The sequence below is a fragment of the Nostoc foliaceum FACHB-393 genome (assembly GCF_014698505.1).
GTDB lineage: Bacteria > Cyanobacteriota > Cyanobacteriia > Cyanobacteriales > Nostocaceae > Nostoc > Nostoc foliaceum_A.
This window is the reverse complement of record NZ_JACJTD010000069.1, coordinates 1-22,456: the sequence shown is the minus strand read 5'-3', so window position 1 is coordinate 22,456 and position 22,456 is coordinate 1. Positions and strand designations below refer to the sequence as shown.

The following is a 22,456-nucleotide window of genomic DNA, read 5'->3' as shown; positions in this document are numbered from 1 at the left end:
GTACTAAGGCGATCGCAGTGTCTACCTCGTTTAATTCCTCAACCTCAATGGCAGTAACCCTAATCTTTGCTAAACCCTGGATGCAGGAGAGGTGTCTTTGTTGTGATTACGGTGATACTTCCACCCCTTTTAGTTCAAAAGTATCTATGACTTTTTCTTTGAGAAACTAAAGTATTTTCCTGCTATACATGAATCTTTTACTAAGATGATTTTTGTGTTTTAATTTCAGTTTTTCCTTTTTAAACTAAAAATATGAAATTTCATATAAAGAATTGGGAACTCTAATAAAAAGAATAAAATTATTAGTTTCCAAATGCCCTCATCCTTTAGCTGGTTGGACTATTCAGAACAAGACAAACGTAAGATGCTTGATGTTATTAGCCTATTCAACGAAAAGACTACTCGTGATGAATTAGGTGTTGGCTCAGTGCGTGACGCGTTTGCTGATCTGTTTTTTCCTGGTACTAGCACTATCCATACCCGCGCTCGTTACTTTTTATTTATCCCCTGGATTTACCAAGATTTAGTGAAACAAAAAACACCATCCAGTCAGATTTATACCAAACTGCGTCAAAAAGAAGTTGAGTTAATTTCCTGTCTTGCAAAATCTAGTGATGGTAAAGGAATTATAGGCATTCAGGCACGAGCAGCTTTAAAGCGGCTTCCCAGTAACATTTACTGGTATGGATTAGGAGCCTGGGGTATTCGTCATCTTCGAGATTCTCAAGAAGATTATCATCACTCGTTAGATCAATTTTATGATTCTGTTAACTATAGCTTGCGCGATGATGATGGTGAACCTGTCAAAGGTAAACTCACTAGCTATTGGCATCAAGGAATTCCTTCCGTTCCGCCAGACTTTCCTGAGAAAGCTAATTTTTGCCTTACCCTGGACGAAGCTAATTATTTAGCAGAGCGCATTATTACTCAGCAAACTAATAGTTTGTTAGCATTTCTAGTTAATTATCGTCAGCAATTTTCTTCAGTTAATTTTATCTGGGAACATCCTCTATATAGTGAGTTTCCTAGCCGCATTCAAGAACAGTTGTGTCATGCTCGGAATTTTTCCGAAACTATCCAAGGAGCTGCCCTGCTTTATAATTTAATGTTGGCAGAACAAAAGTCAGCAGAAGAACTCGTAGAAGAATACCAATTAGCACTTCAACGTTGGGCAGATAAACTAACTGCACAGCATAAGTATCTAATAGAGTGGGATTGGCAGAAATTATGGAAAATTGTTGCAGATAGTGGTGTGACAGTCTCTTGGTTAACTCAAAAATTTATTGACCGATGGTTGAATTTTACCCTTAAAAGTGGAGCAGTTAAAACAATAGCTACTCACCAAGAAGCCCGTCATCTTATTCAAGAGCGCGAAATTTTTCTCAAAGGTAGTCAAGCACGTCTCAATAATCCTCGGGCCTTAGAACTTTGGAAAGGAGGATCAGGAACTGCCCAATTTGACTATCGTTGGGGGACTACTCAAAGAATTTTGACTGATATTTTAGATGCTTTTGCTCAGGAGGAAGTTGATGTTGCAGCCTAGCGATCGCCAACATCTGTTTGAATCCCTATGTCCTCCAGATGGCTACTCCCTTGATTATGCTATCGGTACTACCTTCACCTTGGAATTGCTGACGTTGTTAACAGCGCCCCTTGCCTTTACTACATTTGGTTGGGGAGGTGAAGACGGACATCTGACTCGCAGTCCCCAGGCTTTACTGGCAACTATGCAGCAATATGCAAAGCGCATCACTGTTTTCTGCCAAACAGGTAAAATTGCTATACCCAAAAATCACAGCCTCCTTTACAGCTATTTAGAAGGCTCAGTGATTGAAGTCAATGCTCCGCATTCAGATGGTATATTTCATCCAAAAATTTGGATATTACGTTTTACAGCTCCCAATCAACCTGTTCTGTATCGCCTTTTGTGCCTTAGCCGCAACCTTACTTTTGATCGCTGTTGGGATACTATTTTACTTCTTGATGGTCAGTTAATTAATAACGGGAAGGAAATTGTTGAGAACCGTCCCTTAAGTAATTTCATCGCTACTTTACCCCAACTAGCTCATAATTTACCTATTTCCCAACAAGTACAAAGTTATATAGATAAGATTCAGTCTGACTTGCTACGGGTTAATTTTGAATTACCAATTGGCTTTGAGCAATTAAAATTTCATCCATTAGGGTTGCAAGGAAATACTAAATCTCAATCTCCCTTTAGTGGACAGATTGATCGCTTGTTGGTTATTTCTCCATTTGTGAGTGAAAAAAAGCTGAATCAACTTAGCCAGCAAGGGAAGCAAAATATTTTAATATCTCGTCCTGAACAACTAGACCAAATCTCACGAACTACTTTAAGTACATTTTCGCAACTTTATCAAATAAATCCTGCGGCTAATGTAGGTGAAAATGACGATAATCAATCCGCTTCTACTTGTTTGGTTGGTCTCCATGCCAAGCTTTACGTTGCTGATGCAGGGGAAGATGCAAGAATTTGGACAGGTTCTGCTAACGCCACTAATGCTGCTTTTGAACGTAATATAGAGTTCTTAGTAGAACTTGTTGGTAGTAAACAGAATTTTGGCATTGACTCACTTTTAGTAACTCATGACAAAGAAATTACTTTTAGGAGTTTGTTAGAAACTTTTATACCTCGTACTGAACCTATTGAACCTGACCTTTCTGAGCTTTTAATTAGTGAACTTGTTAAATCCACAGTAAATGCGCTATTGAAATTACAGTTTAAAGCTTATGTCAGAGCAACTGAAAGCCCTGGACAGTATTATCTAGAATTAGAAATTTTTAAAAAAGAAGCTTTAACATTTAATTCTGATATCTTTGTACGCTGTTATCCTATGGGTTGTATTGGACTAGGATATAAATTTGATATAGAAACAGAAAGTACTATTAAATTCCAGCCTCTATCTTGTCAAGCAATTACTTCATTTTTTATATTTGAAATTTATACCAAGGATAATCAAAAATTAGATTCTTTAATGCTAAATATACCTCTTGCAAATGTTCCAGAGGATCGGCAGCAGCAAATTTTAAAAACACTTTTACAGGATAAAAATCAAGTACTCAAACTACTTATGTTGCTGCTAGTAGATAATAAAACTGATGCTCGTGAATTAATAGCTGCTATTGGTGGCAGCATAACTAATGGCGAAATAGAATCCAATTCTTCTAAAAAAAATAGCCCCAGCAGTAGTTTTCTTTTTCCTGTGTTTGAGGCAATGCTTAAGGCTCTTGATCAAAATCCTAAAAAACTAGATTATGTTGCTCAATTGGTAGAAGATTTACGAAAACTACCCCCAGAAGAACAATTGCTACCTGACAACTTTTACGAAATTTGGCTACCCATTTATGCTACCCGCCAAAAGCTGAAACAATGAATAAACTTCGCACTTGCCCTGATATAAAACCAATTCTTGCTGGCTTGAAAGATTTTCAGCGAGATACTGTTGACTACGTTTTTCGTCGCCTATATCTTGACTCCGATACCAGTGATCGCTTTTTAGTGGCCGATGAGGTTGGACTAGGAAAAACACTAATTGCGCGAGGGTTGATTGCAAAAACAATTGATCATCTCTGGGATAAGGTTAAGCGTATTGATATACTTTATATATGTTCCAACGCAGATATTGCGCGTCAAAACATCCAACGTCTGAATATTACAGGGGAAGAGGACTTCTGCCTGGCTTCTCGAATTACTTTACTACCACTTCAACTTCACAACTTACAAGAAAATCGGATTAACTTTATCTCTTTTACCCCTGGTACTTCATTCGATTTGAAGTCCAGCTTGGGTACTGCCACAGAAAGGGCCACCCTTTATTGGCTACTGCATAAAGTCTGGAATTTTCAAGAAAAAGTGGCACCCAAAAATATTTTTCAAGGAGGGTCAGGTAAAGATCGTTTTCGAGAAAATCTTAAAGGGTTTCGATACAGTATTGACAAATCCTTATCTCAAAAATTTCAGCAAAGGCTAAAACAGCAGATTGCTACTGAACAACAAGCAGGTAAACCTGACCTTTATAGCCGATTCACTGCACTTTGTGATTCTTTCTACCGCACTCGTGAATTAAGTGATATTCCTGGGGAAGAAAAAAAGGAACGGAATTGTTTTATTGGAGACTTACGGCTTCTTCTAGCAAAAGCCTGCATTTCTGCCTTAGAGCCTGATTTAATTATTTTGGATGAGTTTCAAAGATTTAAACATTTGTTGGAACCCAAAAATGACTTTAACGAAATTGCTCATGAATTATTCAATTCCTCAGATGAGCGATCGCCTGTTAAAGTCGTCCTACTTTCTGCTACTCCTTATAAAATGTACACACTAAATCACGAAGCAGAAGATAACCATTATGAAGACTTTTTACGAACCATTGAGTTTCTACAATCTAACGAGGCTAAAACCTTAGCTTTTGAGCAAATTTTAAGTAAATATCGCCGTGAGCTATTGCAATTAAATAACATCAGCTACGAAAACCTGATAGAAATTAAATCTAAACTGGAGTATGAACTACGTCGTGTGATGGTGCGAACAGAACGACTATCAGCATCTCCAGATCGAAATGGAATGCTAACTGAAATTTCTAGCCGCAGTACAAAACTGGAAGCACAAGATATAGAAACTTACCTAAGCTTGCAAAATCTAGCCCGTATTCTAAAACATCACGACACAATGGAGTATTGGAAATCAGCACCTTACTTGCTGAATTTCATGGACAATTATCAATTAAAGAAGTCCTTCATTAATACCGTAAATGATCAACAGCATCTAACTAGTCTTGCTAAGATTATCTCCAACACTCCCAGCCTACTTTTATCCCATCAAGAATTTTCTACTTATACCAAAATCGACCCCTGTAATGCTCGTTTACGAAGTCTACTTACTGACACAGTAGAAGCTGGTACTTGGAAATTACTTTGGATTCCTCCTTCTTTACCCTACTATCAGTTAAGTGGAGTATTTGCTGATCCTACACTTTCCAAATTTACCAAACGTCTTGTTTTTTCATCTTGGCGTGTCGTCCCTAAAGTAATTGCTACCTTACTCAGCTATGAAGCAGAGCGCCAAATGATTGGCTCTTTTGAAAAATTTCCACAAAACACACCAGAAGCTCGTCAACGTCGTCGTCCTCTGCTGCGGTTCGCTCGTACTGATAATAGGCTTACAGGAATGCAGGTTTTAGGCTTGCTCTATCCTAGTACTGTTTTGGCAAGAGAATGTGATCCTCTAAGTTTTGCTATAGACACTGAGGCTATAGAAAAACCATCTACCTTATCTGAGCTATTACCGCGTATTCAACAGAGAATCGATGATTTGTTACAAGCACTAAACCTACAATCTTCGTCTGAAACCGGAAATGAGGATGAATCTTGGTACTGGGTAGCTCCTATTTTGCTTGATAATTATTTTGACCCTGAAGCTACTCAACAATGGTTTTCTCAGCCCAAGCTAGCTAATTCTTGGGCTGGTGAGGAAAATGAAGATGAAAATGCTACAGAAGACGGATCACTGTGGTATGAACACGTTAAAGTAGCGAAGAACTTGATTAATGAATTACCTACTTTAGGAAAACGCCCTGGCAGAGGGGAAAGAACTTGGTATTTGCCTCTCCTCTGCTCCCCTGCTTCTCTGCCGACCTCCACCCAGCAATTTTGGGTTGGCGAACTACTAGGTAATGTTGATTTGAAGAATGTAAGTGTAATGCAGTGAAGCGTAGGCATCAGTTGAGAACAAGTGTAGTTTGTGTAAATGGATACCCAAGAATTTCTTAGAGGAAAAAAGGAAAGTGAAGGCGTTGGCGATCTGGAGTAAGGCGATGCCTACGACGGGCAACTCTTGGAGAGGCTACGCCAACGCCTACGGTCTACTTTCCTCTCTACGAGACGCTACTCGCGTTCGCTTGATTGGGGCAGCGTAAAATTCTTGACAGCAATCTTTTTACTGGCTATGAATAGTTGTTAAATTGTGCTTTAAATCACTTTATAAGTTATGACTCAAGGTGGTAAAAGAATTGTTGTTAGATGATTGTGTCTACACAAGAGTCCAGCAAGAGTTAATTTCTTTACAATCTAAGAGACTTTCATGCTCAAACATATACAGCAGATTGCAGCCGTATTCATTTTAACTTTGGGGTTTGCATCTACATCTGTTGCTGCAACTCCCCGTTCAACTTGGGTGGAAAATGAAATTTACCAATACAACCATCCCTTTGCTTCTCAATTACCGCAAGAACTGGCAACGAAGATGCAAAAGATGACAGCTAGCCCCTTCGCCTTTTATCGAGGAACGGCTCACATCTTCTACCGCGATATGCAGACATTACCGGGTTCAGGATTTGTCAATTCCTCTACCTCAGCCATTTGGTTAGAGGGGGATATGCATCTGCAAAATCTTGGGGGAATGAGGAATAGCAACGATAATAACGTCTTTGACACCACTGACTTTGATGAAGGTTATCTTGGCCCCTACGTTTGGGATTTGCGACGTATGGCAGTCTCGATTCTTCTAGCAGCCAAAGAGAACGGCCTAAGCTCCAGTGATGCTCAAGATATTGTCCGAAATTTCCTGGATGCTTACCTCAACAAGATGAGCGACTTTAAGGGGACTAACGACGAGCTTTCATACCGTTTAGAAGAGAGCAATACCAACGGTGTGGTCAAAGATTTAATTCAACAGGCAGCAGCCAAAAGCCGCTCTAGTTTGCTAAATAAGTATACGCTGCTAAATAGTAGTAGCAATCGAGTTTTTCAGACAACCTCTGAACTCCAGCCTGTATCCAGCAGTACCTACTTAGATATTACTGGGGCGATGAGCAGCTACATTAATTCAGTTCCTAGCAGTAAGCGTTACAGCAATAGTTACTACACCCTAAAAGATATTCGTCTCAAATTAGGTTCCGGTACTGGTAGTCTTGGTAAGTATCGGTATTACTTGCTGATTGAGGGCCCAACTTCAGCAACCGATGATGACCGAATTTTGGAGATGAAGCAGGAAGCTTCTAGCGCCGTAGCGATCGCAGTTCCAGGTTTACTACCAAGTTCAGTCTATGGAAATCATCAAGGGACGAGGGTGACAATCGCCACCAAAGCGATGCTCTCTAATACTGACCCCTTGGTTGGCTACACTACGGTCAGTGGTATCCCCTTTATGCTGCATGAAAAATCCCCTTACCAAGTGGACTTTGACTATACCTTACTAACTACTAAATCAAAATTCATGGATGCGATGGGATATGCAGGTAAGGTCGTTGCTAAAAACCATGCTATCTCCGATCAAGATTACGATGCTAGCATTGTTTCAGAAAGCGTTGACAAGCAAGTGACTGATATCACCAGCGGTAACAAGGCTGTATTCAAAGATGAGATTGTTAACTTTGCTCTAGACTATGCAACTCAAGTCCAGTACGACTACACCAGTTTCGTGAACGCTTACAACAGTGGGGTGACACTCTACTAAACTGAACTGTTTATTGCAATTGTTGAATATAGGCGATGTCTGCAACGGGCTACGCTTACTCTTGAGTTTTCCTGGCTTGAATTGGGGCGATCGCACTCCTAAACCCGTTAATAGGTTTCTTGCATTTCAGTTCTGGGAGATAATAGCTAGTCGGCACACACTCCCCTAATATATTGGAACCCCAATCAGCTAAACCTATTCCCATCTGTAATGCCCACACCAGCACTTTTGACAGGGACATTGGTGATGAGTGCTGATGCCCTGCTGAAGTGGAAAGTGCAGGTTTTGGACTATCAGCAGAAGGTGAGGGAAACCAAGCCAGTGCAGCAGGCGACGTTATTTGACTTAGCCCCTAAGCACTGCGACCCAGACCGGATCGATCCGTTGCAGTTACAGGTGCGTAGGCGTAGCCCGCCGTAGGCATCGCTCTTAGAGAAATGCCAGTTATCTACATCTTCTGAGATTCTATTGAGTTTTGTTAATTTCTAGCCAGTTGTAGCGTGGGAACTGAACTCTGTTGAGCGCTGTATGAATCATGTAGAGGGGTTCTACAGCACTCAACTAAACAACTGGCTCCGGTTGGATGTCAAGAAGCGGGAAGTTTTATCTTTTCCCTCGTACAACTTCTTCACTGTCCCGTTGTGTTGCTAACTCCATTGAAACTGCAACCCAAACACATTGGATGCCAATTTGCCGAAATTATTTGTTTAGGGTATTATCTCTCCCCCATATTCAGACTCTAGTACATTTAACAATTTTTCTTCTACAACGGTTAAATAAGCTCGGTTCAACTTCCCCAAAGACTCCAAAAACCTCTGCACCGACTCCTCCAGCCCACCCGAATACACTCGACCGATGCGATCACAAATCACCCGCATCTGCTCACACTCGGCAGGCAAGTAGTTGTACGACTTCAGGTGCTGCAACCCAACTGTGTACTCCCCATCCCAGGTTTTGACAGTGCAGCTAAATTCCCCCACATGGTTTACGATGCCCCAGCAGCCACCCTTGCCTCTCAGTTCGGGATTATCCTTGGCTAAAATTTGGCAGATTTCACCAATTTGGTAGGTGTTGGGTATTCTGGTACGTTCCATTATCTGCTGCACCACATCAGTTACAATTCTGGCACTGGGAACTTTACCGCCAGCCTTCTGTACTGCCCGTTGCCAAACTTCAACCTGCTGCTGGGGTTCTAGCTTTGCCAGGGGGCGCACTTGTCCTTCATTATTTGGCAGGATTCGTGAGGGGTTAGGTCGATTTTTGTCTACTTCCTCGTTTTGGGAACAATTTGTTCCCGTTTCATCTGCTTCCCCATTTTGGGAACAATTTGTTCCCATTTCATCCACTTCCTCGTTTTGGGAACAATTTGTTCCCGTCACTATGTTGTCAAATACTACAGAACCAGCTATTAGATAATTGACTCGGCGATGGGTGTATCCAAATCTATCACGACAATACTCCTCAAATGTGCGATGAGTGGATCTGTATAACCTGCGATCGCGCAACTGAGCCAATGCCTTGCCTGCCTCAAAAAATGCACGTTCCACCTTGCGTTCTAAATACAAGCGATCGCTAATTTCCTGCTCGGTTAATTCGGGAATTTCAACAGCAGTAACGGTAATTGTTGCTGAACCTGGATCTACTTGCTGGGAGATATCTTCAAGGTCTTGATCATCTGAGGGTGTGCTATCCCTGGATGTGGCAGAGGTGGCTTTTTTGCGATTAGAAGGTGCTTTATTCACAAGGCCACTTTTTCTAACTCAGTGGTATTTGCTCAGAGTTGATTACAAATAAATTTTGGCTGTAGTGTTCAACTGCGATTGTATTAAACGCAATTGGCTTTGATAAGTGCTTCAAACGTCCTTGTATCTACCCACTTAAAGTCATACTAAGCAGCCGATAAGTGGTTAGACAGGAAAGGAAAAAAGTAGATGTGATTGCTTTTACAGCATAAAGGGCAACAAAGAAAGCAAGTTAATAGTTTGACCAGTGATCATTTTTGTTTTACTGGTTAAACAATTGTGCAAGCTCTTCAATTGATAGTCGGGTGATTTGACATAATTTTGCTGTCTGCATCGGAGTAAGTCGTGGCAAATTAACTCCTCGCTCCCAGTTAGAAACAGTTTGATCTGTTACTCCTACCACTTCAGCAATTTGCCTCTGGGTTAATCCCAAAGACTCTCTTAACTTCATAAATGGATGCTCCGAACTCATCTATACAAAATTCTACTACAAAAGTAAACCTACAAAATAAGAACTACAAATCAACTTGACAACTACAAATCAACTTGATTTAATAGAGATAGAGAAAGCGCCTGGACTGGTAATCTGAAGCGCTTCTCTAGTCCTATTGAAGAACCTACTAATTATGACTCACGCCCTTTACACAACACAACAGCTGCAACTGAAATCTATTGCCCGTCTCAAGCAAATCTACAGCGAAATCGCCTGTACAGCCGAAGTAAGCGACAAACGCTGTAAGGATTCTTGGATCACTGCGATCGCTAAATATCAGGCAAGCAAGATTCAGAAATTCGCCCCTGCTGCCCCCGACGAACAAGCCCTAGCTCAAGCCGAACTCGACAACTACATCACTGACCAAGCCCAAATTGTAGCTCCCGAACCCCTCACAATAGTCGAAATCTCGTTTGACCATCACGAATATTATGCTGATGACAAACTGGTAGCCAGCATCAGCCATGACGATGACCACTTAACGCAACGCTGGGTAGTCATGATCAACGATAAAGAAGTATTTCGTGCCAATACTCTAATGCGTTGCGATCGCTTCATCTGTACTCACTACAAAGACGGTTCATTACCTGTGCAGGAAAAAGAAGCAGGGGCGCAGGGAGCAGGGAGCAAGGGAGAAGAAATTTCCCCCCTGCACCCCGCACCCTTCTCCTTGTCCTGTTCTACTACTGAAAACCAAATCATGGCGCATATCTTCAACGAGTGCCAGAGTTATGGGTTTGAAATTCTCGATGATGGCATTTACAACAACAAGGGCGTGAAACTGGGGCAAGTCGGATGCACTGATGGTAACTGGTGGGTGAAGAGGCGTTATTCAGTCCAGCAGCAGTATTCTAACTCCGTGCTTGATGCAGTGCGATCGCTGTCGATGGTGGATGTGTCTACTGATGGTCAATCCATTTTTGATGAATATTTTTTAGATCAGCCGTTGGAACAGCTAACTGGCAATAAATTGCAACGGCTGCTGGAGAGAACGGAGTTAGTCACAGCGTAAGTCTTGGGCTTCGCCTGGGAAAAGGTTTTTGGGATTGGGGAAAAGGTAAATTTCTTCATTCCCTTCCCCTTTGCCCTTTCCCCCTTTCCCTAATTATTTATTCACCAATCCCTCATTAAATCAATGCAACCCACAATATCCATTCCCCAATACTGGGGCTACCCACGCTTTGCTTTGGAACAGCGTACAGAACAAGGCACGATTCTAGGACTTTACCACTACCCATTAGGCACAGAATTGGCTGAACAATTTGATGATGGTTGGCGCTATGTGCTGATGCCTAATAAAAACTCTGACGAAATATCGTACTTGCAAGAGAATCAAATCTAACCGCTTACACCAGAAGAATTATTCCACCAAATAACCGCAGAGATTGACTTTTATCAACAGCAAATAAGCATTCTCAACCGACAGTTAATTGTATTAACTGGAGGTGCAAGCAATGGCTAATTCTACAAACGGTGTAAGGATTCAGGTCTAATATTGGGGAAGCCAAGAAGGACGAGACAGAGAATTATCAGAATCAGCAATTAGAGTGTGTGCAAAAAAATCCCGTTCTACGAGCGTTGAACCCTCGTAAATTGGCTACAATGTTGTAAATAGAAATAAATTTGCATATTTAATATAGTGTCGCAGCGCGACATTTCACTTTTTATTACCTTCACTTCAGCATCAGGCACAATAATGTCAACACTCAGGTTTCTCTTGCTTGAAGACAATCCACTCGATGCAGAGTTGGTTCAAGCCATGCTCTTAGATGGCAAAATTGACCATGAACTGCAAAGAGTAGACACTGGCGCTGATTTTCAGACAGCACTCTTAAGCGATGAGTTTGACTTGATTCTGGCAGATTATGCCCTAGCCGATTTTGATGGCATCAATGCCTTAGAAATTGTCCGTCACCTGCGTCCTGATGTGCCGTTTATTTTCATCTCTGGCAGTTTGGGCGAAGAATTGGCGATCGCAGCTATCAAGCAAGGCGCGACAGATTATGTACTCAAGCAACGGTTAGGGCGGTTAGTGCCATCGGTACAACGGGCATTGCAGGAAGCGCAGGAACTTGACAAACATACTACCAAGCACCAGCAAGCCGAAGCAGCCGTAGAGTCAGACCTGAAAGATATGCAACTGTTGGGCAAACTGAGCGCGAGGCTTGTAACCGAAGGCGACATTCAGACGCTCTACCAGGAGATTATGGCTACTGCGATCGCTCTGACACGGGCGGATGCCGGAACAGTACAACTTCTCGACGAAGCGACACAAGAATTGGTGCTGCTGGCGACGCAGGGCTTTGAGCAGAATATGAGGGAGTATTTCTACCGCATGAATGCGAGTAATAACACGTCCTGCGGCATCGCGCTGAAGAAGGGCACTCGTATTTTTGTTGATTTCAATGTGCTTCAGAGCGAAGACCCTGATGGTTCTAGGCGAATGCACGTTGAAGCCGGATATCTCTCGGCGCAGTCAACCCCACTGATTACCCGTTCGGGCAAATCGATCGGTATGGTTTCGACGCATTGGCACAAACACTATCGACCGAGCGATCGCGAGTTGCGTTTCCTTGACCTACTCGCCCGCCAAGCCGCCGATTTGATTGAACACTATCTTGCCCAAGCAGCCTTACGCGAATCAGAAGAACAATACCGCACGCTGTTTGCGACAAAGGAACAAGGCTTCTGCATCATCGAAAAGGTTGAAACTGCGGCAGGTCAACCCAGCGACTTCCGATACGTGACGGTGAATCCGGCATTTGAGCGTCATACCGGGATGCGCGATGTCGTCGGCAAGACAATCCGCGAGTTCGTACCCAATGCTGAACAACGGATTATGGACATCTACGAGGCAGTAGTCCGCACAGGACAACCTCAACAGTTCGAGGACTATGTTTCGGTACTTGGCCTGTGGATGGAAGTAGAGGTCTTCCCAGCGCGATCGCCAGGTCAGATCGCCGTCCTGTTTAGCAATATCTCGGAACGCAAACGCACAGAAGAACAATTGCGTCGCGTTGCCGAGACGGATGCGTTCCGGGTCAAGTTGTCGGATGCATTGCGATCGCTCTTTGACCCCGTTGAAATTCAGCGGGCGGCGATGCGCGTCCTCGGTGAACACCTTGCGGCTGAACGCGTGTGTTATGGCGAACTCACAGACGACGGCGAAATGATTGTGATTGCTGACAACTACCTGCGCGGCGATGCAATAGAATTTATCGGGCAGGTTCCTACCAGCGCCTACGGCAAAGTCAGCGAAACCTTACGCGCTGGACACGCGTTCGTCTTCTCAGATCTCGATCGAGATGAGCGCCTCTGCGATGCAGAGCGTGAGGCAATACGCGCGTTGAGCGTTATTTCCGGCGCGACCGTTCCCCTCGTCAAACAAAGTCGTTGGGTTTCCAGTCTCGCCGTGCATTACAGTAAGCCGCACCAATGGACGGATGACGAAATCCAGCTTTTGCAAGAAACCGCCGATCGCACCTGGGAAGCCGTCAATCGCGCTCGTGCCGAAGCTGCCCTGCGCGAATCGGAAATTCAACGGATTCAAGAACAATCTGCCCGTGAAGAAGAACGCCAACGCGCCGAAACACTGGCAGAACTCGATCGCGCCAAAACCCTCTTCTTTAGCAACGTCAGCCACGAATTCCGCACTCCGCTAACGTTGATACTCGCTCCGGTGCAAGATGCCTTGAGCGATTCGCTAAATCCCTTAACTTCTTCACAACGGGAACGGCTAGAACTAGCACATCGCAATAGCTTGCGTTTGCTGAAACTGGTCAATACCCTGCTCGACTTCTCCCGCATTCAAGCCGATCGCCTGAAGGCAAACTACGAACCCACCGACTTATCCACCTACACGGCGGAACTGGCAAGTATTTTCCGCTCGGCGATTGAGAATGCCAATTTGCAGTTAGTTGTCGATTGTCCTCCCCTCCCCGATCCCATTTACGTCGATCGAGAAATGTGGGAAAAGATTGTGCTAAACCTGCTCTCTAATGCCTTAAAATTTACCTTCGAGGGTATCATTTCTGTCTCGCTCAAACCCAAAGCAAACACAGTGGAATTGATAGTCAGCGACACGGGCGTAGGTATTGCCGCTTCAGAACTGCCTCACGTCTTTGAGAGGTTCTATCGAGTCAAAGGGGCGAAGGGGCGCAGCTATGAAGGCTCAGGCATTGGCTTATCTTTGGTGCAGGAACTCGTCAAGCGGCACGGCGGCGCGATCGCCGTCACGAGCGCAGTAGACCAAGGCACAACCTTCACCGTCACCATCCCCACCGGAATCGCCCATCTACCCGCCGACCAAATTGGTGTTCCCTCTACACTGTCATCGACGGCTGTAACTGCAAACGCTTTTGTTGAAGAAGCCTGGGGCTGGCTACCTGAAGAAGAGGAAGGGGGCAGGAGGCAGGAGGCAGGAGGCAGGAGGCAGGAGGCAGGAGGCAGGGAGCAGGGGGCAGGGGGAACTGCCCTTGACGAAAGCACAGAATTTCAACTTCAAAACTCGGAGGTTCACGCTCAAAGCTTGGAGGTTCACGCTCAAAGCTCAGAGGTTCAAGCTCAAAGCTTGGAGGTTCACGTTCAAAGCTCAGAGGTTCACGCTCAAAGCACAGAATTTCAACTTCAAAGCTCGGAGGTTCACGCTCAAAGCTCAGAGGTTCACGTTCAAAGTTCCAAGAGAGCGCGTATTCTCCTAGTAGATGACAACGCCGATATGCGCGACTATCTCAAGCGGTTATTAAGCCAGTACTATGAGGTAGAAACTGTAAATGACGGGTTAGCCGCACTGGCTACGATCCGGCGTGGCGGTAGCGCCAAAGTCTATGACTTGGTGTTAACCGATGTGATGATGCCCAGAATGGATGGATTTGAGTTGTTGCGATCGCTACGAGCCGATCCAAATACCCAGACAATCCCGATTATTTTGCTCTCTGCTCGTGCTGGTGAAGGATCGCGGGTGGAGGGGTTAGAAACTGGCGCAGATGACTACTTAATTAAACCTTTCTCGGCACGAGAACTGTTAGCGCGAGTCAAAGTCAACCTCCAATTGGCACAGCTGCGACGCGAAGCAGTATACCGCGAACAGGTGATGCAGGCGGTACAAACGCTCAATGAACGCTTGGAGCAACAGGTAAAAGCGCGGACGGCTCAACTAGAAGCCATCAATCAAGAACTGGAGGCGTTTTCTTCCTCAGTATCCCACGACTTGCGAACGCCGCTACGCTACATCAGCAGCTTTGCCGAACGGTTGCAAGGCAAGCTCAATCCCACCCTCGTCGATGCATCCAGTTTGCAGACCCTCAACATTATCATCCAATCAGCTCTTCAGGCAGAAAAAATGGTGGACGACCTGCTGGAATTTTCCCGCCTGGGGCAGACAGAAATGCATTTGACTATTGTTAATATCAGTCAGTTGTTGCAGCAGGTACAAGCACAATTGCAGCCGGAACTAGTCGGGCGATCGCTTTACTGGCAAATTGAGGCATTGGCAACGGTAAAAGGCGATCCGGCGCTGCTGCGGATAGTGCTGCAAAATTTGCTGTCGAATGCCGTCAAGTACACCCGTAATAATACCGAAGCTGTAATTGCAATTGGTAGCATTGAACAGGAGCAGTCAGTGATTTTCTTTGTCAAAGATAATGGTGCAGGGTTCGACATGAAATATTACGATCGACTATTCAGTATGTTTCAACGGCTGCATCCGCAGGAGGAGTTTGCTGGCACTGGAGTCGGGCTTGCCACTGTACGGCGCATCATTCATCGACATGGCGGACGCATCTGGGCAGAAGGCGCAATCGGCGAGGGCGCAACATTCTACTTTTCGCTGCCGAAACATGAGGCATAGTCATGACAGCACTGCGGTTTCTGTTGCTCGAAGACAATACTCTTGACGCAGAGGTGATACATCTCACGCTGATTGATGGCGGCGTTGAATGTGAACTGCTCCGGGTGGAAACTCGCGCTGACTTTGTGAGAGCATTAGAAACCAATGCGTTTGATTTGATTTTGGCAGACTATGCCTTGCCCAGTTTTGATGGCATTTCCGCCTTAGGAATTGCTCAAAACCTTTGTCCTGACACGCCCTTTATTTTTGTCTCTGCCAGTATGGGCGAAGAACGGGTGATTGAAGCCCTGAAACTGGGAGCCACCGACTATGTGCTGAAGCGCAGCTTAGGGCGGTTAGTGCCTTGTGTGCAACGAGCGCTGCGAGAAGCCCAAGAAAAGCGCGATCGCGTTTTTGCCGAAACAGCACTGCGCCAAAGCGAATCTCGCCTGCGTCAAGTTGCGGCAAACCTGCCTCATGGCGCTGTATTCATTGTGGATCGAGATTTGCGCTACCAGCTTGCAGAAGGCGAAGCCCTGGAGTGGGTGGGCATGACTACTGAAAACTTTGTCGGCAAAACACTCTGGGAAGCCCTCGAACCCGCCCTGGCAGACACTTATGAACCCTACTTTCGTCAAGCTCTCAATGGCGAGTCGTTTACCTTAGAACACAACAGCCACGGTCGCTACTATATCTCTCATGGCACACCCTTACGCAATGATCGCGGTGAAGTTGATGCTGTGCTGGCAATGTCCTACGACATTACCGAGCGCAAAAAAACCGAAATCGCCCTTAAACAAAGTGAAGCTCGCTTTCGGTTAATGGTGACAAGTGCAAAAGAATATGCTATTTTCACCTTCGATCCCAACGGTGTGATTACAAGCTGGAATTTAGGTGCCGAAAACTTGTTAGGGTATTCAGAAGCAGAAATAATTGGCTGTAACAATCGCATCCTTTACAGCCCTGAAGACAACGCCCAAGACCGATCTGGGAGGGAATTACAGACTGCCCAAACTCAAGGACAGGCAGAAAATGAGTGCTGGCATATCCGAAAAGACGGTAGCCGCTTTTGGGGTAGTGGCTTTGTGATGCCTTTACGCGATGAAGCCGACGACGTGCAAGGATTTATCAAAATCATGCGCGATGTCACCTCACAGCGACAAGCCGAGGAACGCTTGCGGTTGCTTTATGACATCACCAGCGATCTCCTGGCGGTTGAGCAACCGATGACACTAATGCACAACCTATTTCGCAAACTCTCACCCCAGCTAGAGTTGGAATATTACCATAACTACATCGTCGAGTCAAAAGACAACCGCCCCATCCTGCATTTGCAGAACTATGAGGGTATTACTCAAGAGATGGCAGAGGCGATCGAGTGGATTGAGTTTGGTGAATACGTCTGTGGCTGGGCAGCGCAAGAACGACAGCAGATCGTTCTCGATCGCGCCCAAATTGCCACTCATCCTCTTGCCCAAATCGTCCGTAACCACGGTGTTACTGCTTATGTCAGTCAACCGTTAATTGTCCAAGAACGGTTATTAGGAACCATCTCGTTTGCTAGCTGCACCCGCACTGGCTTTACAAGAGAAGAAATTGATTTGCTGCAATTGATGTCTGAACAGATAGCGATCGCCCTCGACCGAGCAAACCTAATTGTCTCGATTCAGCAACACGCAGAACAGTTGCAACGAGCTAACCAAATTAAAGACGAGTTTTTAGCAGTGCTGTCTCATGAATTGCGATCGCCCCTCAACCCCATCTTAGGCTGGACACAACTGTTGCAAAAAGGCAAGGTCAATGCCGCCCGTCAACGCGAAGCACTGGCTACGATTGAGCGCAATGCCAGACTACAATCACAATTAATTGAAGACTTGCTCGATGTTTCACGCATTATGCGGGGCAAGCTGTCCTTAACAATGGCTCCCGTTAATTTAACCTCTGTGATTTCTGCTGCCGTCGAAACGGTGCGTTTAGCAGCACAAGCAAAGAATATTGAGTTACAGATTAATCTCGATCCGACTACACCTATCTCTGGTGACGCTGCCCGTTTGCAGCAAGTAGTGTGGAACTTGCTCACCAATGCGATCAAATTCACACCAGATAACGGACGAGTCATCGTTGAATTAAGGCAAATCGCTCGACTGGCTCAAATTCGGGTAATCGATACTGGCATTGGCATTCAACCGCAATTTCTCCCGTATGTGTTTGAGTATTTCCGCCAAGAAGACAGCTCGACGACGCGCAGATTTGGCGGGTTGGGTTTGGGGCTGGCGATTGTGCGTCAAATTGTGGAACTGCACGGTGGCACAGTTAAGGCAGAAAGCTTAGGTGAGAATCAGGGCGCAACCTTTACAGTTCAAATACCTATCTTGAAACAGTCAGCAAAAATTGTACTTGAGTCAAATCGCACTGATGCAGAAAGCGCAGAGACTCCCTTAAGCAACCTGCAAATTTTGCTTGTGGATGATGATACTGATACTCGTGAGTTTCAAACATTTTTGCTAGAACAAAATGGCGCAAAGGTGACAGCCGTAGCGTCTGGGCTAGAAGCATTGCAAGTGCTTAATAGTTTCATTCCCGATCTAGTTGTGAGTGATGTAGGCATGGCTGATATGGATGGCTATATGCTGATGGAGCAGATTCGTTCACGCCCAGCCGCCCAGGGAGGAACGATTCCGGCGATCGCGCTTACCGCTTATGCTGCAATACTTGACCAGCAACGAGCAATTCAAGCAGGATTTCAGATGCACATCACCAAACCTGTGGAGCCAGAAATATTAGTTAGCGGAATCGTCAGCTTGCTGAAACACAACTGACCAAATAATTACTAAATATCAAACCTCAAATATATATGTAATCCTACAAAATTATTAGCACATTCGCTATTCTCCGACCACCCCATGAATTGCGTTGCTTCAGCTATCTAAATACTGTAGCTAGTGAATTAATTGATACAATATTGTGTAGGCTTGCCCAATGAAGGGGTTATCTTTCTGCGTATTCAAACTCCAACACACTCAACAACTTCTCCTCCACCGCCGTAAGATAAGCACGGTTCAACTTTCCCAATGACTGCAACAGATTTTTGACTGTCTCTTCCAGAGAATCAGAATATATTCGAGCAAGGCGATCGCTCAAGAACTGCATCTGCTGACATTCATCAGGCAAGTATTCATAAGATTTGAGATGCTTCAGCCCAACCGTCAATTCTCCATCCCAAGTTTTCACGGTACAGCTAAAATCGTTGACTTGAGTGACAATCGCCCAATAACCGCCTTTCCCTCGAAGCTCTGGGTTGTCCTTTGCGAGAATTTGGCAGACTTCCCCGATTTGGTAGGTGTTGGGTATTTTGGTGCGTTCCACTATCCTTTGCACCGCATCTTTGACGATGTGATGAGATGGTACTTTCCCGTTGGCAGACTAAAGCAGCTTGTTACCATGCTTCGGGCTGGGTATCAGGGTCTAGCTTGGTCAACGGTCTAACTTGCCACTCATTCGTCGGCAAAATGTGAACGGAACGTTCACATTTTTCTACCAAATTATCAAAAATAACCGCAGCTTCTATTAAATGGTAGGGCTGTCTGCGGCTAAAACCAAAGCGTTCGCGGCAATAATCCTCAAAAGTCTTGTGTGTAGAACGATAAAGTCGGCGATCGCGCAACTCCATTAAAGCTTTCCCTGCCTCAAAAAACGCACGTTCTACCTTTCGCTCTAAATGCAAGCGATCGCTCTGCTCTTGCTCGGTTAATTCAGGAACTTCAACGGCAGTAACGGTGATTGTTGCTGAGGCTGGGTCTCCTTGAAGGGAAATATCCTCTTCTGCAAGGTCATTTGTTAATGTGCTGTCATCAGATGCGCCAGGGGTGGCTTTGTTGCGTCTGGAAGGCGGTTTAGGCATGATTCCACCCCTTTTAGCTTAGTAACATTTACTCAAAGTCGATTGCAGATAAATTTTCAGTGTTATGGGAATTTGCGTAGACGCAAAGGGACTTGTCACCAAATATTGCTTTCTAAGGGAGACATAGGACATTACTCCCTGATTATTAAGGCATTTTGATAATTCTTTGCATTTCGATAACGCAAGTAACAGCAAGGATGAAGAATCAATTGATTTGGCTACAACTACAATCACACTTGCCTACCCTCAATATCATCTTCTTCCCAAATTATTTCAATTAAATCATCTAGTTTTCTTAACCCAAAGTACTTACACAGCGTCGTGACTGTGTGGTTATCTATGCGGTCAAAATGGCTGCGGTAAAGCTTCCCCACAGTAGTAGGACTAAGCCCTGTTTCAGCTGCTAGGGTTTTTTGATCTAATCCTCTGGACTTCATCAACTCTGGTAGTTTTGTTCGCAATTTCATGCCCTTAATACTACCATTATACGATAACATGAAACTACGATACTAGCTAGCTGTTGACGCGATGCTAGTATCGTGTTATCATGGGAATAACAAAAGACGACCGACTGAGCCTGACAAACTTCCGCGATCGCCTTTTGTCCCAATTAATTATGGAGATTTCAATCATGACACATCCAACCTACACACAGCAAGCCCTTTCCCGCTATAACCTCCCCCGTCTCAAAAGAATCGCTGCTGAACGCGGCGTAACACCCACCGGCGACAGAAGAGCGACTGAAACCTGGGTAAACGCAATCATCGCCCATCAATCCACCCAGCTTCAGAAAGTTGATAACCAAGCCCTCGCTCAAGCCGAACTCGACAGCTACATCGCTGACCAAGCCCAAGCCGTAGCTCCCGAACCCCTCACAATAGTCGAAATCTCGTTTGACTATCACGAATATTACGCTGGTAATCAACTGATAGCCAGCATCAGCCATGACGACAACCACTTAACGCAACGCTGGGTAGTAATGGTTAACGAGAAAGAAGTATTTCGTGCCAACACTCTAATGCGTTGCGATCGCTTCATCTGCAATCACTATAAAGACGGCTCATTACCTGTGCAGGAAGAAGCAGAGGTGCAGGGGAGCAGGGGTGCAGAGGGGAAAAACCTACAACAACTTTCTCCTCTGCCCCTCTGCGCCTCTGCCCCCATGCCTTCCTCTTCTACTGAAAACCAAATCATGGCGCATATCTTCAACGAGTGCCAGAATTACGGGTTTGAAATTCTCGATGATGGCATTTACAACAACAACGGCGTGAAACTGGGGCAAGTCGGATGCACTGACGGGAACTGGTGGGTGAAGAGGCGTTATTCAGTCCAGCAGCAGTATTCTAACTCGGTGCTTGATGCAGTGCGATCGCTGTCGATGGTGGACGTATCTACTAATGGTAAATCCATTTTTGAGGAATATTTTTTAGATCAGCCGTTAGAACAGCTAACTGGTGATAAATTGCAACGGCTGCTGGAGAGAGCGGAGTTAGTCACAGCGTAAAGAGGCAGGGGGGCAGAGGTGCAGAGGGGAAAGAATCTGTACAAATCTCTCCTCTGCTCCTTTGCTCCTCTGCACCTCTACTTCATTGTCCCTTTATTCACCAATCCCCATTAAATCAATGCAACCCACAATATCCATTCCCCAACACTGGGGCTACCCTCGCTTTGCTTTGGATCAACGTACACAACAGGGCATCATCTTGGGACTTTATTACTATCCTTCAGGTACAGAGTTGGCTGAACAATTTGATGATGGCTGGCGTTATGCGCTGATGCCTAATAAAAATTCTGATGAAATATCTTACTTGCAAGAGAATCAAATTCAGCCGCTTTCCCCACAGGAATTATTCTCAGAAATTACCGCAGAGATTGAGTTTTACCAAAGTCAAATAGCAATTCTGCAACAACAGTTAGCCGTAGTAACTGGAGGTTTCACAAATGCCTAAGACGGTTGACCCCAGTTTTGACCGCAGAGCCAATCATTTGCTGCGTTCGATTCGACTTTGTGGCGGTTGTGTTCCTCTGCATCGTCTGCAATTTGAATTCTCTGATTCAGTCATTCAAACTCTGCTGGATAAACAACTAGTGCAAGTGCAGAACACGGGACGCGGTTTTTTGTTGGAGATTGCCGAGGATTTTTAGGTTATTAATTCCAGAGGACACAATCATGAAACTTTACGCAAAAATCATTCCGCAGACTTTACCCAATTGGGCAACCACCGTTACGAAGGGTGCAGATTTCTTTGAGATTGAAATCAACGATGAACACCCAGATTTTCAATCTCTACTTGAAGAGTTGGAAACGGAGATTGAGCTAGGAATCAGGGGAGTGAAGGCGGAAGATTTATGTTCTAGGCTTGGCATTGAAATGTCTAATCCCAACCTCCAGCAATTAGTTGAACAAGCCCAAACTCTGATATCCCTTATTGCTACGCACCCAGACTACAAACAACTACTGGAGTTGGGATATCAACCTGATTTAAACATTGCCGATGCTCAAACTGCACTGACTTATTTGCAGTGGGAACTAGAGCGTAATCGAGAACTTTGAATTTAATACAAAAGCGTTCACCTAAAGTCATGCCATTACTTCAGGTGAACGCACGAAAGTTTCTCTCCCGCTACAGAATTCCCATTATTGCACACAGAAAATTAATCAATGAAACTTTAATCGAGGTAAACATGGTTACTGAAATCAAACTAGGTTTATGCAACCCTCCCGAACCCATCTATTTATATGTCAAAAATGCTGAGTTAGGTGGAGAATCTTACCTGTGGTATCACTACGATATTGACAGGGGGAAAACCATCCCTGTTTCCCAGAGAGCATTAACTGGTTATCTGTCTGAACTGCGATTTACGGCTAAAGAGTTCAAAGGAAAGGATAATCTGAAGCTGGACATTGTAGTGAGTGCTGATGAAGTTTATGTCATCAGAAGTGGTGTTGAAACAAATTTCACCAAAAGCTTTCTCTTGGCTGCATCAGGTGTACAGGATTTTTCTAAACCACTGATTATTG

At 44.7% G+C, this 22,456-nt stretch carries 19 protein-coding genes and 1 pseudogene; 14 read left to right on the top strand and 6 right to left on the bottom strand.

The window, feature by feature from the left end; translation table 11 throughout:
- Positions 1–313 precede the first annotated feature (313 nt).
- From H6G92_RS32235 to H6G92_RS32220, 5 genes are all read left to right on the top strand, one after another.
- Positions 314–1,543 carry a DUF6361 family protein gene (locus H6G92_RS32235; RefSeq protein ID WP_190900078.1) on the top strand — a complete coding sequence of 410 codons (1,230 nt, stop codon included), beginning with the start codon at positions 314–316 and terminating at the stop codon, positions 1,541–1,543.
- On the top strand, positions 1,530–3,395 hold the full coding sequence (locus H6G92_RS32230) for a phospholipase D family protein (protein ID WP_190900077.1): 1,866 nt from the start codon (positions 1,530–1,532) through the stop codon (positions 3,393–3,395). Before H6G92_RS32235 ends, H6G92_RS32230 begins: the two co-directional genes overlap by 14 nt.
- On the top strand, positions 3,392–5,725 hold the full coding sequence (locus H6G92_RS32225; protein WP_190900076.1) for a DEAD/DEAH box helicase: 2,334 nt from the start codon (positions 3,392–3,394) through the stop codon (positions 5,723–5,725). The genes H6G92_RS32230 and H6G92_RS32225 overlap by 4 nt, the downstream gene beginning before the upstream one ends.
- 85 nt (positions 5,726–5,810) lie before the next feature.
- Complete coding sequence (locus H6G92_RS40560; RefSeq protein ID WP_277926808.1) at positions 5,811–5,933, top strand: hypothetical protein; 123 nt, start codon at positions 5,811–5,813, stop codon at positions 5,931–5,933.
- A 164-nt stretch (positions 5,934–6,097) separates the two neighbouring features.
- A complete protein-coding gene (locus H6G92_RS32220; protein WP_190900074.1) occupies positions 6,098–7,471 on the top strand; it encodes a DUF2252 domain-containing protein in 1,374 nt (457 codons plus the stop codon).
- Between the two features lie 55 nt (positions 7,472–7,526).
- On the opposite strand, the gene H6G92_RS32215 is transcribed toward H6G92_RS32220, so the two are convergent.
- From H6G92_RS32215 to H6G92_RS32205, 3 genes are all read right to left on the bottom strand, one after another.
- Positions 7,527–7,712 carry a hypothetical protein gene (locus H6G92_RS32215; protein WP_190900072.1) on the bottom strand — a complete coding sequence of 62 codons (186 nt, stop codon included), beginning with the start codon at positions 7,710–7,712 and terminating at the stop codon, positions 7,527–7,529.
- Positions 7,713–8,178: 466 nt separating this feature from the next.
- Entirely contained in the window at positions 8,179–9,213 is a 1,035-nt protein-coding gene (locus H6G92_RS32210) for a hypothetical protein (protein ID WP_190900070.1), read from the bottom strand.
- 262 nt (positions 9,214–9,475) lie between these two features.
- Positions 9,476–9,664, bottom strand: coding sequence for a helix-turn-helix transcriptional regulator (locus tag H6G92_RS32205; RefSeq protein ID WP_228043115.1), 189 nt, complete (start codon positions 9,662–9,664; stop codon positions 9,476–9,478).
- Between the two features lie 175 nt (positions 9,665–9,839).
- Here H6G92_RS32205 and H6G92_RS32200 point away from each other — a divergent pair, with 175 nt between their 5' ends.
- The 4 genes from H6G92_RS32200 (at position 9,840) to H6G92_RS32185 (ending at position 18,352) form a co-directional block, all read left to right on the top strand.
- Positions 9,840–10,718: a hypothetical protein gene (locus H6G92_RS32200; protein ID WP_190900066.1), complete on the top strand. Its 879-nt coding sequence runs from the start codon at positions 9,840–9,842 to the stop codon at positions 10,716–10,718.
- Between the two features lie 123 nt (positions 10,719–10,841).
- Positions 10,842–11,048 (top strand): hypothetical protein, encoded by a 207-nt coding sequence (locus tag H6G92_RS39850; protein WP_242059396.1) that lies wholly within the window; start codon positions 10,842–10,844, stop codon positions 11,046–11,048.
- Between the two features lie 354 nt (positions 11,049–11,402).
- Positions 11,403–15,554: an ATP-binding protein gene (locus tag H6G92_RS32190; protein WP_190900064.1), complete on the top strand. Its 4,152-nt coding sequence runs from the start codon at positions 11,403–11,405 to the stop codon at positions 15,552–15,554.
- 2 nt (positions 15,555–15,556) lie between these two features.
- Positions 15,557–18,352, top strand: a complete 2,796-nt coding sequence (locus tag H6G92_RS32185) for a response regulator (RefSeq protein WP_190900062.1) — start codon at positions 15,557–15,559, stop codon at positions 18,350–18,352.
- Positions 18,353–18,521: 169 nt separating this feature from the next.
- Here H6G92_RS32185 and H6G92_RS40935 read toward each other — a convergent pair whose 3' ends face one another.
- The 3 genes from H6G92_RS40935 to H6G92_RS32175 all read right to left on the bottom strand — a co-directional run bounded on the left by H6G92_RS40935 (position 18,522) and on the right by H6G92_RS32175 (position 19,901).
- Positions 18,522–18,899: a hypothetical protein gene (locus H6G92_RS40935; protein WP_313890024.1), complete on the bottom strand. Its 378-nt coding sequence runs from the start codon at positions 18,897–18,899 to the stop codon at positions 18,522–18,524.
- Between the two features lie 70 nt (positions 18,900–18,969).
- Positions 18,970–19,434 (bottom strand): hypothetical protein, encoded by a 465-nt coding sequence (locus tag H6G92_RS40930; protein WP_313890023.1) that lies wholly within the window; start codon positions 19,432–19,434, stop codon positions 18,970–18,972.
- A gap of 230 nt (positions 19,435–19,664) precedes the next feature.
- A complete protein-coding gene (locus tag H6G92_RS32175) occupies positions 19,665–19,901 on the bottom strand; it encodes a helix-turn-helix domain-containing protein (RefSeq protein WP_190900060.1) in 237 nt (78 codons plus the stop codon).
- 80 nt (positions 19,902–19,981) lie between these two features.
- Between H6G92_RS32175 and H6G92_RS32170 the strand changes: the two genes are divergently transcribed.
- From H6G92_RS32170 to H6G92_RS32150, 5 genes and pseudogenes are all read left to right on the top strand, one after another.
- Positions 19,982–20,938 (top strand): hypothetical protein, encoded by a 957-nt coding sequence (locus tag H6G92_RS32170; protein ID WP_242059395.1) that lies wholly within the window; start codon positions 19,982–19,984, stop codon positions 20,936–20,938.
- A 118-nt stretch (positions 20,939–21,056) separates the two neighbouring features.
- A complete protein-coding gene (locus H6G92_RS32165) occupies positions 21,057–21,383 on the top strand; it encodes a hypothetical protein (protein ID WP_190900058.1) in 327 nt (108 codons plus the stop codon).
- Entirely contained in the window at positions 21,376–21,579 is a 204-nt protein-coding gene (locus tag H6G92_RS32160) for a hypothetical protein (RefSeq protein ID WP_190900056.1), read from the top strand. The genes H6G92_RS32165 and H6G92_RS32160 overlap by 8 nt, the downstream gene beginning before the upstream one ends.
- Positions 21,580–21,604: 25 nt before the next feature.
- Positions 21,605–21,988, top strand: coding sequence for a hypothetical protein (locus H6G92_RS39845; protein WP_242059394.1), 384 nt, complete (start codon positions 21,605–21,607; stop codon positions 21,986–21,988).
- Between the two features lie 131 nt (positions 21,989–22,119).
- Positions 22,120–22,456: pseudogene (locus H6G92_RS32150) on the top strand (hypothetical protein); the annotation flags it as partial.

Bases quoted from the DNA above. Each gene is read 5' to 3' on its own strand.
- H6G92_RS32235 (WP_190900078.1), top strand. From the start codon at position 314: ATGCCCTCATCCTTTAGCTGGTTGGACTATTCAGAACAAGACAAACGT.
- H6G92_RS32230 (WP_190900077.1), top strand. From the start codon at position 1,530: ATGTTGCAGCCTAGCGATCGCCAACATCTGTTTGAATCCCTATGTCCT.
- H6G92_RS32225 (WP_190900076.1), top strand. From the start codon at position 3,392: ATGAATAAACTTCGCACTTGCCCTGATATAAAACCAATTCTTGCTGGC.
- H6G92_RS32220 (WP_190900074.1), top strand. From the start codon at position 6,098: ATGCTCAAACATATACAGCAGATTGCAGCCGTATTCATTTTAACTTTG.
- H6G92_RS32215 (WP_190900072.1), bottom strand. From the start codon at position 7,712: ATGTCCCTGTCAAAAGTGCTGGTGTGGGCATTACAGATGGGAATAGGT.
- H6G92_RS32205 (WP_228043115.1), bottom strand. From the start codon at position 9,664: ATGAAGTTAAGAGAGTCTTTGGGATTAACCCAGAGGCAAATTGCTGAA.
- H6G92_RS32200 (WP_190900066.1), top strand. From the start codon at position 9,840: ATGACTCACGCCCTTTACACAACACAACAGCTGCAACTGAAATCTATT.
- H6G92_RS39850 (WP_242059396.1), top strand. From the start codon at position 10,842: ATGCAACCCACAATATCCATTCCCCAATACTGGGGCTACCCACGCTTT.
- H6G92_RS32190 (WP_190900064.1), top strand. From the start codon at position 11,403: ATGTCAACACTCAGGTTTCTCTTGCTTGAAGACAATCCACTCGATGCA.
- H6G92_RS32185 (WP_190900062.1), top strand. From the start codon at position 15,557: ATGACAGCACTGCGGTTTCTGTTGCTCGAAGACAATACTCTTGACGCA.
- H6G92_RS40930 (WP_313890023.1), bottom strand. From the start codon at position 19,434: ATGCCTAAACCGCCTTCCAGACGCAACAAAGCCACCCCTGGCGCATCT.
- H6G92_RS32175 (WP_190900060.1), bottom strand. From the start codon at position 19,901: ATGAAATTGCGAACAAAACTACCAGAGTTGATGAAGTCCAGAGGATTA.
- H6G92_RS32170 (WP_242059395.1), top strand. From the start codon at position 19,982: ATGGGAATAACAAAAGACGACCGACTGAGCCTGACAAACTTCCGCGAT.
- H6G92_RS32165 (WP_190900058.1), top strand. From the start codon at position 21,057: ATGCAACCCACAATATCCATTCCCCAACACTGGGGCTACCCTCGCTTT.
- H6G92_RS32160 (WP_190900056.1), top strand. From the start codon at position 21,376: ATGCCTAAGACGGTTGACCCCAGTTTTGACCGCAGAGCCAATCATTTG.
- H6G92_RS39845 (WP_242059394.1), top strand. From the start codon at position 21,605: ATGAAACTTTACGCAAAAATCATTCCGCAGACTTTACCCAATTGGGCA.